Below are 15221 nucleotides of genomic sequence, written 5' to 3'. Positions count from 1 at the left end.
CCCGATGAACGCCTCCCTGCCGTCCGAACCCGGTATCCGCATCTCCCTCGCCGAATTGATCGAGATGCGCCACCGCGTGCGCGAAGTGCAGCTGTTTTCCACGCCGAGCCAGCGCAGCCCGCTGATCGGCCTGCATCACTCGAAATTCCGCGGCCGTGGCGTCGACTTTGATCAGGTGCGGGTCTATCAGGCTGGCGACGATGTACGCACCATCGACTGGCGCGTGACTGCGCGGACTCAGGAGCCGCACACCAAGCTGTTCCATGAAGAACGCGAGCGGCCGATTTTCATCATGGTCGAGCAAAGCACGCGGCTGTTCTTCGGTTCCGGGCTGATGTTCAAATCGGTGCTAGCGGCGCAAGCGGCGGCGCTGATCGGCTGGGCCGCGCTGGGCCACAACGACCGGGTCGGCGGGCTGGTGTTCGGCGACAACGAGCATTACGAGATCAAGCCGCGCCGCAGCAAGCAGAGCCTGCTGCAACTGCTCAATCGGCTGGTGAAGGTCAATCAGTCGCTGCACAGTGAGCGGGAGCCCGATCGCGATGCGTTTGGTGTCGCGTTGCGCCGGGCCCGTGAAGTATTGCGTCCGGGCAGTCTGGTGATCGTCATCTGTGACGAGCGCGCCTTGAGCGACAGCGCCGAGCAGCAACTGAGTCTGCTGTCGCGTCATTGCGACCTGCTGATGCTGCCGCTGTCCGATCCACTGGATCACGCCCTGCCCGCCGCCGGGCTGCTGAGATTTGCCGAACGCGGCGCGCAACTGGAACTCGACACCCTCAACTTCGACCTGCGCCAGACCTATCGCGCCCAGGCCGAAGCACGCATCGCCCGCTGGGAATTGCTCGCGCAGAAGCTGCGTGTGTTGCTGATGCCGTTGAGCACCCAGAGCGAAATGGTCGAGCAGATGCGCGAATTCCTTAATCCGCAGCGCCCAGGGAAAGTTCGATGAACGGCCTCGAACAACTGCAACCGCTGATTTCCCCACCACCGATTGCCTTCTGGCCGCCGGCGCCGGGCTGGTGGCTGCTGCTTTTGCTGCTGCCACTGATCGGCTACGCGTTGTGGCGCCTGCGCCGTTTCATTCCGATCAAGAAAAAACCCGTCGTGCGCGCCGAGATCCCACTCGATCCGGTGCGCATTGCCGCGCTCGCCGAACTGGCGCAAATGGTCAAACCCTATGACGGCGCACCGGCTGGCGCCTGGCTGCAACAACTGAACGGCCTGCTAAAACGCCTGTGCCGCAACCATTACCCCTACAGCCAGAGCCACACCCTCAACGGGCGCAAATGGCTGGCGTTCCTCGACAACCGTTGCCCTGCCGCCGGCCTGACTCGCTGGATGGTGCTGGTGGAAGGCGCCTACAAGCCCGAATGCAAACTCGACGACAAGGCCATCGCCGGCCTGACGCAAGCCGTCGACACGTGGATCCGCAAGCATGTTTGAGTTCGCCTGGCCGTGGATCTTTGTGCTGTTGCCACTGCCGTGGCTGATGCGCCTTGTGCTGCCCGTGGCGGACAGCGGCGAGCCGGCGCTGAAGGTGAGTTTCCTCGGTGACCTCGAAGGCCTCGCCCGCCGCCGCGCCCGGGCCAATCTGCCGGCCTGGCGTCAGCAAGCACCGTACATGCTGCTGTGGTTGTTGCTGCTGATCGCCGCCGCCCGCCCGCAATGGCTCGGTGAGCCGCTGCCGATTGCCGCCAGCGGTCGCGATCTGCTGGTGGCGGTGGACGTGTCCGGCTCGATGGATTTCCCCGACATGCAATGGAACGACGAAGATGTCAGTCGCCTGTCGCTGGTCCAGCATTTGCTCGGTGACTTCCTGGAAAGCCGCGACGGCGACCGGGTCGGTTTGATCCTGTTCGGCAGCCAGGCTTACCTGCAAGCACCGCTGACGTTTGACCGGCGCACCGTGCGCGTGTGGCTCGACGAAGCGCGGATCGGCATCGCGGGCAAGAACACCGCGATTGGCGACGCCATCGGTCTGGCGCTCAAACGCCTGCGCATGCGCCCGGCGCAGAGCCGCGTGCTGATTCTGGTGACTGACGGTGCCAACAACGGCGGGGAGATCGAGCCGCTGACCGCCGCAAAACTGGCGGCCAACGAAGGCGTGAAAATCTATCCGATCGGCATCGGCGCCGACCCGGAAGAAAGTGGTGCCACGGCACTGCTTGGCGGTAACCCGACCCTCGACCTCGACGAGCCGGCGCTCAAGGCCATTGCCGACGCTACCGGCGGACGCTACTTCCGCGCCCGCGACGGCAAGGAACTGCAAGCGATCAAGGACACCCTCGACCAACTGGAACCGGTGGCCCAGCAACCGACCCAGGCGCGCCCGGCCCAGGCCTTGTATCAATGGCCACTGGCGCTTGCGTTGCTGTTGAGCATGTTGCTGGTCGCCCGCGAATTGTGGCCGGACAACCCGTTGCAACGCCTGTTCACCAAGGAGCTGTATCTGCAAAGCCCCCTGCCTGACTGGCGCGAGCGCCTCAAGCGTTTGCGTCTGCGGAGGCGCCGATGATCGCCCTCTGGCCGCACTGGTTCCGTCCTTGGTGGTTGCTGCTGTTGCCGCTGCTCGGCTGGTTGATCTGGCAGCTCTGGCACCGGCAGAAACGCGCCGGACGCTGGCAGATGATTCTGCCGCCGGCGTTCCATGCCGCATTGCTCAGTGGCGGCAGCGGTCGCGACAGCAAGTTGCCGTGGGTTGCGTTGGGTGTCGCGTGGTTGCTGACCATTCTGGCGCTGCTCGGACCGAGCTGGGAACGGGTCGAACAGACCAGCCAGAAGCCGGCCGATCCGCTGGTGGTGGTGCTGGAACTGACCCCGGAAATGCTCGCCACCGACTCGCCGCCGACCCGTCTGGAACAGGGCCGGCGCAAACTGTTCGATCTGCTCAAAGCACGCAGCGATGCGCAGACCGCCATCGTCGTTTATGCCGGCAGCGCCCACACGCTGGTGCCGCTGTCGGATGATCTGGCGACCAGTCGCAATCTGCTCGACGCCCTCAAACCATCGCTGATGCCAGAGAGCGGCCATCGCGCTGATCTTGCGGTGAGCAAGGCGCTGGCATTGCTGGAACAAGGCGCGCTGGGCCAGGGACGTATTCTGCTGATCGGCTCTTCGTTGTCCGATGAAGAACGCCAGGGCATTCGTCATGCGTTGAGCGGGCAATCGGCGCAATTGCTGATGCTTGGCATCGGCACCGCCGAGGGCGCGCCGATTGCTCAGGAGGACGGCAGTTTCCTCAAGGACGCCCAGGGTGCGATCCGCGTGCCGCAACTCGACAGCCCCGGCCTCGGTGCCTTCCTCAATTCGGTGGGCGGCGAGTACCACAGTGCACGACTGGATGAATCGGATCTGCGCAGCCTCGGCCTGCTCGATGGCCCGCGCAGCCTGCGCAATGACGGCCAGACCCTGCGTCTCGACACTTGGGCCGATCAGGGTTACTGGCTGCTGTTGCCGTTGTTGCTGCTGGCCGCGTGCGCCGGGCGCCGTGGCTGGTTGTTCTGTCTGCCGCTGCTCTTCTGTCTGCCGCAACCGAGCTACGCTTTCAATTTCGAAGACCTGTGGCTGCGCCCCGACCAACAGGGTTTGCATCTGCTGAAACAGAAGCGTCCGGCCGAGGCTGCGCAACACTTCGAAGACCACCAATGGCAAGGGCTGGCGTTGTACGAGGCCGGCGATTACAGTGGCGCCGCCGAGCGCTTCGCCGAGGGCAGCGATGCCCGCGCCCACTACAATCGTGGTAACGCACTGGCGAAAAGCGGTGAGCTGGAAGCGGCCATCGACGCCTACGAACAGGCCCTGGAGCTGCAGCCGGACTTGCGCCCGGCGCTGACCAACAAGGCGCTGGTGGAAAACCTGCTCAAGCAGAAAAATACTCCGCCGCCGAGCGAGCCCGAGAAGCAACCGACGCAGCAGAATATGCCGGGCGACGAACCACCGCCCGCCACTGCGCCGCCACCGGCGATCAAGAAAGACGCACAAAGTGAGGCCCAGCCTGCGGAGTCAGCCAGCGAACCGCCGCCGACTACCCCGCCGCAACCGGGCCCCGATGAATTGCCGGACAGCGCACCGGACGCGGAACAGAACACGGCCCCGACGCTTAGCCCCGGCGAGGACAACCTCGAAGGCGAGCAGCGTCAGGCACTGGAACAATGGCTGGGCAAAATCCCGGACGATCCGGGCGAATTGCTGCGACGCAAATTCTGGTACGAACAGCAACAACATCAGGATCAGGAAAACACTCGATGACCCGTTTCACCGCTCTCTTGCTACCCCTGCTGATCTGCACGGCTACCGCTCAGGCGGCCGAGCTGACGGCCAGTGTGGATCGCAGTCGCCTGAACTCCGGCGAGACGGTGGAACTCACCCTCGAATCCAACGACGTCACACAGTTCGGCAAGCCTGATCTGACCCCGCTCGAACCGCTGTTCGAAGTGCGCGGCACGCGTCAGGTCAACCAACTGAACACGCTCAACAACGAGAACCGCGCCACCACCCGCTGGATCATCACCCTGCTGCCAAAACAGAACGGCAGCGTTGAAATTCCGTCATTGAAACTGGGCGAAACCCAGAGCCAGCCGATCACCGTGCAGGTGGTGGAAAGCGACGTCACCGAAGAAAAGAATGTGCTCGACCCGGTGTTCATCGAGTCCAGCCTCGACCAGTCCAGCGTCTATGTGCAGGCCCAGGCCGTCCTGACCCTGCGCATCTACCATTCGGTGTCGCTGTACGACGACAGCAGCGTCACCCCGTTGCAGATCACCGATGCACGAGTCGAACAGCTGGGCGATACACGCACCTACGAAAAAGACATCAACGGCGTGCGGCATGGCGTGATCGAAATGCGCTACGCGATCTTCCCGCAGCACAGCGGTTTGCTGACCATCACCCCGCAAACCTTCAGTGCCACGCGGGTGGACACCCAGCCTGCCAAGGACGCCAACGCACAGGGTCCGAAACCGGGCAAAGTGTTACGAGTGACCTCGACGGAAATCCCGCTGACGGTCAAACCCAAACCCATCACTTATCCGGCCGACGCGCCGTGGCTGCCGGCCCGTAGCCTGAGCCTGAGCGAAAGCTGGAATCCGGAACCGGATCACACCCAGGTCGGCGACTCCCTGACCCGCAGCCTGACCCTCAAGGTCGAAGGCCTGGCCAGTTCGCAACTGCCCGCCCTGCCCGCCACCGAAGCCAATGGCTTGCGTCGCTACCCGGACCAACCGGTGCTCAACAACCAGAGCAGCGAGCGCGGTCTGATCGGCAGCCGTGAAGAACGCGAAGCGCTGGTGCCGAGCCGCAGCGGTTCGATCGAACTGCCGACCGTGGACGTGGTGTGGTGGAACACCTTCGAAGATCACCTGGAACACACCAGCCTGCCGGCCCGCACCCTGCAAGTGGTGACCAACCCGAGCCTGCAGGTCGACACCCCGGCCGGCAGCGCGCAATCCTTCAACACCGCCGACAGCGAAGCGCTGTGGTGGTGGAAACTCAGCACGCTGATCCTGGCCTGCACCACCCTGCTCGGCTTCGGCCTCTGGTGGCGCGCCCGCTGGCAACCGGCAATCCTGCGCGCCGCGCAAACCGGCCCGAGTCCGCGCACCCTGCTCGACGACATCAAACGTGCCAGCCAGGCCAACGACCCCCAGGCCACCCGCCAGGCCCTCGACGCCTGGGCCCGCCAGCAACCGGAAACCCTGGCCGACATGGCCGCCCGTTTCGTGCCACTGTCCGACGCACTCGACGGTTTGAACGGCGCGCTGTACAGCGAGACCGGCCAGCATTGGCAGGGTGAGGATTTGTGGCGCGCGATTCGCACGATTCCGACGGCGGAGCGGGTGCAGGATCCGGTGGGCGATAGCGGGTTGCCGCCGCTTTATCCGAAGTAGGCCTGCTGATCGTCAGTGTCTGCACTGAAGTGCAGAGGGCGCGGATATCCGTCCCTCCGCTCCGGAGCTGGCAGACATCGACCTCACCGCGACAACCAACGCGCCATTAACCGGACCGGGCGCCGCGCACGGAAATGACCTACACAGTGTTCGCCAGCCACCACGGCATGCTGCCATCCCTGCGCATGCTGATCGACTTCATGGCCGAACAGTTCGAATTGCTCGACGACCCGATGCGCGGAATGCGCGCCAAGGCTTGAGGCAATTACTCACATTCCGTGTTCAACCACTTCACCAAAGCGCTCTTGATGCCGTTTCTGCGATCAATATTCTGTCAGTAGCCGTTTTTTGCCCCTGACAGAAAAGAGCCAACGCCATGCCCAGCCCCAGAACCCTGTACCAGAAACACATCGACAGCCACACCGTCTGCGATCTCGACGATCAGGGCCACGTGCTGCTTTACATCGACCGCCAGGTCGCCAACGAATACACCAGCCCGCAAGCCTTCAGCGGATTGCGCGACGCCGGACGCAAAGTCTGGCGGCCCGCTGCGACATTGGCGGTGGTCGATCATGTGAACCCCACGGCGCCGATGCGCATCGCGACCATGCCCGACGCCGGCGGTGCGCGGCAGGTGTCGTATTTCGAAGAGAACTGCCGCGACTTTGGCATCGAGCTTTTCGATGTGCTGGACAAGCGTCAGGGCATCGAACACGTCGTGGCGCCGGAACAGGGTTTCATTCTGCCGGGCATGGTGGTGGCGGCCGGTGACAGCCACACCACCACTTACGGCGCACTGGGCGCTTTCGGTTTTGGCATCGGCACCTCGGAAATCGAGCACCTGCTGGCGACGCAGACCCTGGTCTACAAACGCCTGAAGACCATGCGGGTGACGGTGAACGGCGAGATGGGTGCGGGCGTCACGTCGAAAGACATCATCATGGCGCTGATCGAGCAGATCGGTGCTTCAGGGGCCACCGGTTACGCCATCGAATTCACCGGCCCGGCGATCAGCGATCTCAGCGTCGAAGCACGCATGACCATCTGCAACATGGCCGTGGAGGCCGGCGCTCGCGGAGCGTTCATGGCGCCGGACGACAAGGTCTTCGCCTATCTGCAACTCAAGCCGCGCGCACCGAAAGGGGAAATCTGGGAGCAGGCGGTCGAGCGCTGGAAAGCCTTGCACAGCGACCATGGCGCGGTGTTCGACAGTGAAGTCAGCCTGGATGTCTCGGCGCTGGAACCGATGGTCACCTGGGGCACCAGCCCGGATCAGGCCGCCCCGGTCGGCGGGCGAGTGCCGGATCCGGCCAGCCAGCCCGATCCGATTCTGCGCCAAGGCCTGCAACGCGCCCTCGATTACATGGGCCTGACACCCGGCACGCCGCTGAGCGAAGTGGTCATCAGCCACGCCTTTATCGGCTCCTGCACCAATGCGCGGATCGAAGACTTGCGTGACGTTGCCGCGTGGTGCGCGGCAAGCACGTGGCGCCCCACGTGCGGGCGATGATCGTGCCCGGCTCGACGCAGGTTCGCGATCAGGCGGAAGACGAAGGGCTGGCGCAGATCTTTCGCGACGCCGGTTTCGAATGGCGGCAATCGGGTTGCTCGATGTGCCTGGCGATGAACGACGACGTGCTCGCGCCCGGTGATCGCTGCGCGTCCAGCACCAATCGCAACTTCGAAGGTCGTCAGGGCGCCGGGGCGCGCACGCACCTGATGAGCCCGGCAATGGTCGCCGCAGCCGCCATTACCGGACATTTGACTGACGTTCGCGCCTTCGCGCCAGGAGTTTGAGCCATGCAACCGTTCACCACCATCAGCGGCAGCGCCGCGCCGTTTCTGGCGGCCAACATCGACACCGATGTGATCATGCCCAAGCAGTTCCTCAAGGGTATTGATCGCCAGGGTCTGGATCGGGGGCTGTTTTTCGATGTGCGTTTTCTCGCCTCCGGCGAACCCAACCCTGACTTCGTACTCAATCAACCGGCCTGGCAGGACGCCACGTTTCTGGTGACCGGCCCCAATTTTGGTTGCGGCTCCAGTCGTGAGCACGCGGTGTGGGGTTTGAAGCAGGTCGGGATCCGGGCACTGATCGGCACCACGTTTGCCGGGATCTTCTACGACAACTGTCAACGCAACGGCGTGTTGGCGATTCAGCTCGATGCCGCGCAGTTCAAGAAAGTTGCCGACATCATCAGCGTTCCGGCGACCGCGCATGTCCGTGTGAACCTGCCCGAGCAGACCATCGAACTGGCAGACGGAACACGGATCGCTTTCGAGATTGATGAACTGCGCAAACAGTCACTGTTGCTGGGGCTGGACGCCATCGGCACGACGCTGCAGCGGGCCGGGCAGATTCGCGCGTTTGAAGCGCGCCATCTCGCGGAAAATCCCTGGCTGGGCTGAACACAAAAAACCGGGTGGCTCACTGAACCACCCGGTTTCTCATTCGACGGACAAGTCGCGGAAATACTCTTCGAGAAACTCCACACACACCCGCAACTTGGCCGACTCGCTGAGCCGTGTGGGGTACACCGCCCAGACATTGGCGCTCTGGGTGTAATCCGCCAGCACCTGCACCAGCCGCCCCTGTTCGAGCATCGGTTTGACGTCCCACATCGAGCGCAACAGAATTCCGCCGCCGCTCAAGGCCCACTCCATCACGATTTCGCCACTGTTGGAGGACAACGGGCCGCTGACCCGCACCGATTCTTCTTGCCCGTCGCGGGTCAGGTTCCAGATGCCGAATGAATTGTTGCGCTCCTTGAGCACCAGGCAATCGTGGTCTTTCAGGTCTTCAAGCGATTGCGGTGTGCCCCGGCGTTCGAGGTACCCCGGCGTGGCGCACAGCACCCGCCGGTTGCTCACCAGTTTGCGCGCCAGATGCTGGCCCGGCAGATCATCGCCGACGAGAATTTCCAGATCAAAGCCCTCGCCCACCAGATCGACCACGCGGTCGAACACGTCGAGCCGAATGTCGAGTTTCGGGCACGTTCGGGACAGTTCACTGATCGCCGGCGCGACGTGATTGCGGCCGAAACCGAAGCTGCTGCAAATGTGCAGCGAACCCGCCGGCTGGTGCCGGGCCTGGGCAATCTCGCCGAGAAAATCATCGAAATCACCCAGCAGTTTCTCCGCCCAGATCCGCACCCGCTCGCCGTCGTCGGTCAGTGCAATGCGTCGGGTGGTGCGGTGCAACAGTTTTGTCGAAAGCGTGGTTTCGAGCACTGCGACGCGCTTGCTGACGTACGCCGGCGAATAGCCCAACTCGTCGGCGGCGCTGGCGAAGCTGTTTTTGCGGATGACGGTGAGGAAGACCTTTAGGTCTTCGGGCAAGGGAAACTGGTCACGATTCGTGTTCATACAGCGCGCTTATCCACTGCCTGCTTCATGATTCGCGCAGGATAGCAGCGGCCACGACCGTTCGGCGCTTTTTCTGGCAGGCCCCGGTAAACAGGGCTAGGGTTGCGTGGCTGGCGATATGCTGGCCACTGGGCAATCGTCTCTCGACGAACGCCATCAGCAGCACTGGAAGAAAAATCAGGGATGGTTTTTGTGCTTGCGGGTTAATGCACTCTTGATGAGTGAACAACCTATCCCTGTGTTTCGTTGCTTTCTATCAAGGACAGAAAGATGACCAACGTACAGGCGAACTTCTCTTGCCCTCTGCCACGGCAGACGCGCCTCCCGACTCCGAGCAGCAGGCCGGACAGCAGACCGGACGGTTTCGGCTGACGCCCACGGCGTCGCATCGGCGCCCATTCAATCACCACGATTTGACGGATCCGGACGGATCAGGCCTTCACCTCGCCAGGCACCACTGTCGCCAGTGTTTCCTGCCGCTGGCTGTCGCCTGCCTGTCAGGAAAGACGCCCCTCGCCTGAAGGGGATGTTCGGCAACCACCACGAGGAAACCCTCGATATGACTGGCTCAAAACACAACATGCCGCCTTACGGCGTCGCCATCCAGAGCGCCATCACGGGAGGCGATCTGCAACAGATGAAGACTTTGTTGAAGCAGCGCGATTCAACGAAGCCGGAAGCGAAGGAGCTGCAAACCGCGTACGAAAAACTGGCCAAAGAAGTTTCCCGTCTGGAAAAACACTAAGGCCATCAACCACATTGCAATGGAGGCAATTCACATGTCTGGTTCAGTTCAGCAACAAAATGTCGGCTTGTTCCCCGTGAGCTATCGGATCGGAACGGGTCAGCCGGGGGCCCAAAGCCTTGCGCTCAACCTGCTGGTTTCCACACCGCAGCATGAAGTCAGCGGCACCTCCGCCATCACTCAGGCAACCAATCCTCCGCTGGACATCGATTCGGATGTCTGGGGCGAATACACCTACTTGACGGTCATGAAGCCCGGTGTCAGTAAAATCCTGATTACCGCCGAGGGCAATGAAGGCGGCCCCGGCTCCAACTCCATCGTGAACTTCAAGATTCAGCTGGTGGTCGGCACCGACTGGCGTGAGGGCGTGGCCAATTACGAGTATTTCGACGGGCAACGCTGGCACGAACTGAACAACGTGCCGGCCCATCTGGTCGAGGTGCCCTCGAATGTCTTCCAGCCGTTCCATCCCGGCCCGGTGATTCTTCCGCATCCGCCGATCCTGCCGCTGTATGCCGCACCGATCCAGAGCGCCATCGCCAGCGGCGACCTGGCCCAGATGAAAAACCTGGCGAAGCTCGCCCAGCAGCAACTGGATCAGCAACCCCAACTGCAAAAGGCACTGGACGCCGCCAAGAGCGAAATCAGCAAGTTGCAGGCCCGCTGATTCGACCACTGAGTCCGCCATTCACTTAAGGGAGTAAGCACCATGTCGATTGGACTTTTTCATACCCGCCTCATCGCCAGTAATTCCTTGCTCGGCGCACCAGTCCTGACCCTCGACCTTGTGGTCGATACCGTGCGTAAAAAAGTCAGCGGCGCTGCCAGCGTCTTTCAAAGCACCTGGCCGCCGGTCAATTTCCATGCCCGGGTCTGGGGCGACTATTCCGAAGCCCGGCTGACCCCATCGACCGAGAATTACATCATTCTCACCCTCGATGGCAGCCCGAGCGGTCCGCTGAGCCAGATTGCGCAGACCTTCAGCCTCAAGGGCATCCTCGACGACTGGACCAGCGGCTTTGTCGATTACCGTTACAACGAGGGCGGCCAGTGGCATTACGTGAGGCACGTTGCCGTGCATCAGGCGCCGACCATCGAGCCGCAACCCCACGAGCGTCACTTCCAGCCGCTCTACGCCGTGGCCGTGCAACAGGCGCAAACCAGTGGCGATCTGGCGCAGCTGAAAACCGTGGTGCAACAGGGCGAACAGCAACTGGCCCATCAGGGCGCATTGCGCAGTGCCCTTGAGCAACTGAACGCAGAAATCGCGCGTCTGGAAGCACGCTAAACCGCAGGCCCCGGGCGAGGTCACTGCTGGCCCCGCCCGGTCTGCAGCGAATCGAGGTCAGTCCAATCGTGCCGCGCACAGGATCGTGCGCAAGGATCTCCCATGACAGACATCCGCCCTGCCCGCTACCTCAGTGACACCGATCTAAAACGCTACGTGCCGGTGCACGTGGTCTGGGAAATCACCCTGGCCTGCGACCTCAAATGCCTGCATTGCGGCTCACGCGCTGGGCACCGACGCCCCGATGAACTCAACACCCGTGAATGCCTCGATGTCATCGATTCCCTCGCCGCCCTCGGCACCCGCGAGATCACCCTGATCGGCGGCGAAGCCTATTTGCGCAAGGACTGGACGCAACTGATCCAGGCCATCCACGACCACGGCATGTACTGCGCGATCCAGACCGGTGGGCGCAATCTGACGCCGGCGAAGATGCAGGCAGCGGTCGATGCAGGACTCAACGGAGTCGGGATTTCTCTGGATGGGCTCGCGCCGTTGCACGACAAGGTGCGTAACGTGCCCGGTTCGTTCGACAAGGCGGTCGACACCCTGCGCCGGGCCAAGGCGTCCGGGCTGGCGGTGAGCGTCAACACCCAGATCGGTGCGGCCACCTTGCCTGACTTGCCGGAGTTGATGGACACCATCATCGAACTCGGCGCCACCCACTGGCAGATCCAGATCACCGTGGCCATGGGCAATGCCGTGGATCACCCGGAACTGCTGCTGCAACCCTATCAATTGCTGGAAGTGATGCCGCTGCTCGCGCGCCTGTACCGCGAAGGCGTGGATCGCGGCCTGTTGATGAACGTCGGCAACAACATCGGCTACTACGGCCCTTACGAACATTTGTGGCGTGGCTTCGGTGACGAACGCGTGCACTGGAGCGGCTGCGCGGCGGGTCAGACCGTACTGGCGCTCGAAGCCGACGGCACGGTGAAAGGCTGCCCGTCACTGGCGACCGTCGGTTTCTCCGGCGGCAACGTGCGCAACATGAGCCTGCACGATATCTGGCATTACAGCGAAGGCATTCACTTCGGCCGTCTGCGCTCGGTCGACGACCTGTGGGGCTATTGCCGCAGCTGCTATTACAACGACGTGTGCCGGGGCGGCTGCACCTGGACATCGCACTCGCTGCTGGGCAAACCCGGCAACAATCCATACTGCCATTACCGCACCCTGGAATTGCAGAAACGCGGACTGCGCGAGCGCATCGTCAAGATCGAAGACGCGGCGCAGCGCTCTTTTGCTGTCGGACGCTTTGACCTGATCACCGAACGCATCGACACCGGCGAGCAGGTCAGCAGCGTCAGCGACAGTGGCCAGGTGATCAAGCTGGCCTGGGTCAATCAGGGCCAGAAAGCGCCTGAGGAAGGACGCATCCCTGTGCAACTGGCGCTGTGCCGCAGCTGCCTGCAATACATCCACCCACACGAATCGATCTGCCCGCACTGCCACGCCGACGTCGCTGCCGCCGAGGCCAGGCACCAGACGGACCGCGCCCGTCAGCAGGCGATCATGAACACGTTGACGGGTTTGTTGGGGGTGGCGCCGAGTACGTTGGTGTGAAATCGGGTCCAGGCGCCCGAAGGATTCTGGCGCCTGGACCGCCGAGACGTCTTGAAAATCCGGCCCTTCGGCCGCTCCGAGAAATAAGTAGCTGTTTTCCATGAAATTTATTTGTCTGAGGGGTTCCCAGAATGCAAGAGCGCTGGTAAAGTGCCGCCCACTGTTGCAGAGGTCCTCTCGGACTGACAGCAATAGCCACAGGGGCGTCGCCAAGCGGTAAGGCAGCAGGTTTTGATCCTGCCATGCGTTGGTTCGAATCCAGCCGCCCCTGCCATTTTTTCCTCGTTTCACCCTCCTCCGTTTCATCTCTGCCTCAACGGCAAATTATTTTCTTGTATTCAACGTAATCGCCGAACACACCAGTGCTTTCAGTGCCTTTGCATCGATCTCGTCGTGTTCGTGAACATCAATCGCCCGCCGGGTATTGCCGTCCAGACTGGCATTGAACAACCCCGAGGGGTCCTCCAGCGCAGCACCTTTGGCAAAGGTCATTTTCACTACAGCCTTGTAGGTCTCCCCTGTGCAAATGATGCCACCGTGGGACCAGACCGGAACGCCCCGCCACTTCCACTCCTCGACAACCTGCGGGTCGGCCTCGTGAATGATCGCGCGAATCTCGGCCAGTTTTTGGCCACGCCAGTCGTTCAGTTCAGCGATTCTGGCGTCGATCAGCGCAGAAGGCTGTTCCGCCTCTGTGTCGATGCTGTTTTTCTTCATAGGCCCTTACTCCCGAGAAACCTTGTTCGCTTTCCAGCGTAGCGCCGAATGACCGAAACGCCGGGCAAAAAAAAGCCCCGCAAGGTGCGGGGCAAAGAAATTGGTTGGTTGCGGCCAACCAAAGGAGCATCGTCAAAAACGTTGACTGTCAGGCGTTACAGACAATCCTGGGCTGCCCGTTCAAAACTCGACGGCATGAAACTGGAAGCCAGCAAGTGGCGCTCGTACAAAAACACCTTGCCACCGTCCTGTGCCTTGTAGGCTTCCAGCACGTTGTCGGCCGACACCTTGCTCGGCACCACGATCCGGTAGCTGCGCTGGGTCTGGGAGACCGTCGGATTCATCGCATGACCCTGCAATTTCGGCACGACGCATTCGGCGTACTGGGCCGGGGTCTTGTGCGTCTGCAAGGTCAGCGTCGGGTCATTCGGCGCGGAGGCGCAGGCGGTCAGCAGCAAAGTGGCAGAAGCCATGGCAGGGATAAAAAAGGCACGCATGGATAAAATCCTGAAAATAAAAGGTTCGGTTCTCAAGCAACGTTCAGCGTCACGAGCGCGGCCGTTGCAGTTTTAATAAAAGTGTTCAGCCTGCACTCACCAGGGCCTTGAGCGAATCATCGAACTGCTTCAAGGCGCTGAATTGCAGGTCGCGTTGTTTTTCGATCTGGGCTGCAATCTCGGGCACTGCCTTGTTGTGAACCCACACCGACGGCATCTGTTTTTCCACCGCACCTTCGGCCTTGCCGATGTATTGCAAGTTGGCGTCGTAGAAACGTGCGGCGAAGCGCGCTTCGACCTGACTGTTGCGCTGGGTCAGCAGACGGTTGTGGGTGTCGAGCATCACCACCACGTCCGGATGGGCCTGCACCAGTTGATCCAGGCTGTCGTAGACCGTCACCGAGAGAAACTGCTGTTGCAGCGAGCTCATCAACCAGTCGATGGCCAGTTCCGGGTCGGAACTGTTGACGAAGGCCTCGCGGATCCGCGCATCGAGCGCATCCTTGGCACCGTTCACCGCCACGTCGTGGTAGCGCTCCAGGTATTGCTGGTTCTCCAGCGTATTTTCGCTGTACAGCACACCCACGGTTTGCGAGTGCTGCAGCCCGCTGCTGGCGCCGCCGATAGGAAGAAAATGGCACGTACCGGCGTCGGCTGCGTAAGTCGGTGCAGTGGTGGCTACCCCGCCCATCAGCAGGGCGACCAAAGCCAGTCGGGTCAAAGTCTTCATCGCGCAAATTCCTTGAGCTGCGTTTCGATGGAGGCGATTTTCCGCCTGTCGGCCACAAAGCAGAACTTGCGTTTCTTGATGGTCACTATTACTTGAACCAATAGTTGCGCAGCGTGCAGACTGCTGCACACTCGATCACAACGAAAACAAATGAGGATTTTCCGTGCGAACCTTTGATCTGATCCGCGATGCCGTCCTGCCCGAATTCCGCGACCGTGTAGCTGAATACCTCATCGAATACGAGACTGTGCTGGGTCAGGACGCGGCCGACTCCGAAACCGTGCGGGCCGTGGCCTATCAGTTACGTGGTTATCTGCGCGGGCTCAACACCACACGCGTGCTGGGCATGGCGGATTGGGAAGAACTGGACCGGCGCGTGCTGGACACCTGGATAGCGCCCGCTCGATGACACGCTAGACTCTTCAGG

General features: G+C 61.9%; 16 protein-coding genes, 1 tRNA gene and 1 pseudogene. 14 read left to right on the top strand and 4 right to left on the bottom strand.

Annotated elements, in window-relative coordinates; all coding sequences use genetic code 11:
* Window positions 1–4: 4 nt before the first annotated feature.
* The 8 genes and pseudogenes from NH234_RS13550 to leuD all read left to right on the top strand — a co-directional run bounded on the left by NH234_RS13550 (window position 5) and on the right by leuD (window position 8294).
* Window positions 5–949, top strand: coding sequence for a DUF58 domain-containing protein (locus NH234_RS13550; protein ID WP_085734028.1), 945 nt, complete (start codon window positions 5–7; stop codon window positions 947–949).
* Complete coding sequence (locus tag NH234_RS13545) at window positions 946–1443, top strand: DUF4381 domain-containing protein (RefSeq protein ID WP_085734027.1); 498 nt, start codon at window positions 946–948, stop codon at window positions 1441–1443. The genes NH234_RS13550 and NH234_RS13545 overlap by 4 nt, the downstream gene beginning before the upstream one ends.
* Entirely contained in the window at window positions 1436–2515 is a 1080-nt protein-coding gene (locus NH234_RS13540; RefSeq protein WP_085734026.1) for a VWA domain-containing protein, read from the top strand. The genes NH234_RS13545 and NH234_RS13540 overlap by 8 nt, the downstream gene beginning before the upstream one ends.
* Entirely contained in the window at window positions 2512–4248 is a 1737-nt protein-coding gene (locus tag NH234_RS13535) for a tetratricopeptide repeat protein (RefSeq protein WP_367256972.1), read from the top strand. The genes NH234_RS13540 and NH234_RS13535 overlap by 4 nt, the downstream gene beginning before the upstream one ends.
* A complete protein-coding gene (locus NH234_RS13530) occupies window positions 4245–5885 on the top strand; it encodes a BatD family protein (protein WP_367256971.1) in 1641 nt (546 codons plus the stop codon). Before NH234_RS13535 ends, NH234_RS13530 begins: the two co-directional genes overlap by 4 nt.
* A 134-nt stretch (window positions 5886–6019) precedes the next feature.
* Complete coding sequence (locus NH234_RS13525; RefSeq protein ID WP_367256969.1) at window positions 6020–6145, top strand: hypothetical protein; 126 nt, start codon at window positions 6020–6022, stop codon at window positions 6143–6145.
* 116 nt (window positions 6146–6261) lie between these two features.
* Window positions 6262–7682 (top strand): annotated as a pseudogene (leuC, locus tag NH234_RS13520) (3-isopropylmalate dehydratase large subunit).
* Window positions 7683–7685: 3 nt separating this feature from the next.
* Window positions 7686–8294, top strand: coding sequence for a 3-isopropylmalate dehydratase small subunit (leuD, locus tag NH234_RS13515; protein WP_085734022.1), 609 nt, complete (start codon window positions 7686–7688; stop codon window positions 8292–8294).
* Window positions 8295–8333: 39 nt separating this feature from the next.
* Here leuD and NH234_RS13510 read toward each other — a convergent pair whose 3' ends face one another.
* A complete protein-coding gene (locus NH234_RS13510) occupies window positions 8334–9251 on the bottom strand; it encodes a LysR substrate-binding domain-containing protein (RefSeq protein ID WP_085734021.1) in 918 nt (305 codons plus the stop codon).
* A gap of 559 nt (window positions 9252–9810) precedes the next feature.
* Between NH234_RS13510 and NH234_RS13505 the strand changes: the two genes are divergently transcribed.
* The 5 genes from NH234_RS13505 (at window position 9811) to NH234_RS13485 (ending at window position 13124) form a co-directional block, all read left to right on the top strand.
* Window positions 9811–9996: a DUF1843 domain-containing protein gene (locus NH234_RS13505; RefSeq protein WP_085708738.1), complete on the top strand. Its 186-nt coding sequence runs from the start codon at window positions 9811–9813 to the stop codon at window positions 9994–9996.
* Between the two features lie 34 nt (window positions 9997–10030).
* Window positions 10031–10663, top strand: coding sequence for a DUF1842 domain-containing protein (locus NH234_RS13500; protein ID WP_085708430.1), 633 nt, complete (start codon window positions 10031–10033; stop codon window positions 10661–10663).
* 42 nt (window positions 10664–10705) lie between these two features.
* Window positions 10706–11284 (top strand): DUF1842 domain-containing protein, encoded by a 579-nt coding sequence (locus tag NH234_RS13495; protein WP_085734020.1) that lies wholly within the window; start codon window positions 10706–10708, stop codon window positions 11282–11284.
* Between the two features lie 102 nt (window positions 11285–11386).
* The gene (locus NH234_RS13490) at window positions 11387–12850 is read left to right on the top strand and encodes a GDL motif peptide-associated radical SAM/SPASM maturase (protein WP_367256967.1); all 1464 of its coding nucleotides are present in this window, start codon (window positions 11387–11389) and stop codon (window positions 12848–12850) included.
* A gap of 199 nt (window positions 12851–13049) precedes the next feature.
* Window positions 13050–13124 (top strand) — tRNA-Gln (locus NH234_RS13485).
* 50 nt (window positions 13125–13174) lie between these two features.
* Here NH234_RS13485 and NH234_RS13480 read toward each other — a convergent pair.
* The 3 genes from NH234_RS13480 to NH234_RS13470 form a co-directional block, all read right to left on the bottom strand.
* Window positions 13175–13567, bottom strand: a complete 393-nt coding sequence (locus tag NH234_RS13480; RefSeq protein WP_085734018.1) for a DUF1801 domain-containing protein — start codon at window positions 13565–13567, stop codon at window positions 13175–13177.
* A 155-nt stretch (window positions 13568–13722) separates the two neighbouring features.
* Window positions 13723–14064, bottom strand: a complete 342-nt coding sequence (locus NH234_RS13475; RefSeq protein WP_085734017.1) for a hypothetical protein — start codon at window positions 14062–14064, stop codon at window positions 13723–13725.
* 85 nt (window positions 14065–14149) lie between these two features.
* A complete protein-coding gene (locus NH234_RS13470) occupies window positions 14150–14794 on the bottom strand; it encodes an ATPase (RefSeq protein ID WP_085734016.1) in 645 nt (214 codons plus the stop codon).
* Window positions 14795–14957: 163 nt separating this feature from the next.
* On the opposite strand from NH234_RS13470, the gene NH234_RS13465 reads away from it, so the two are divergent.
* Window positions 14958–15203 carry a hypothetical protein gene (locus NH234_RS13465; protein ID WP_085734015.1) on the top strand — a complete coding sequence of 82 codons (246 nt, stop codon included), beginning with the start codon at window positions 14958–14960 and terminating at the stop codon, window positions 15201–15203.
* Window positions 15204–15221: the final 18 nt, after the last annotated feature.

Origin of the sequence: Pseudomonas sp. stari2 (genome assembly GCF_040760005.1) — a bacterium.
Classification (GTDB): Bacteria; Pseudomonadota; Gammaproteobacteria; order Pseudomonadales; family Pseudomonadaceae; genus Aquipseudomonas.
Note: the sequence above shows the minus strand (reverse complement) of the source record. Positions and strands in the feature narration are given on the sequence as shown.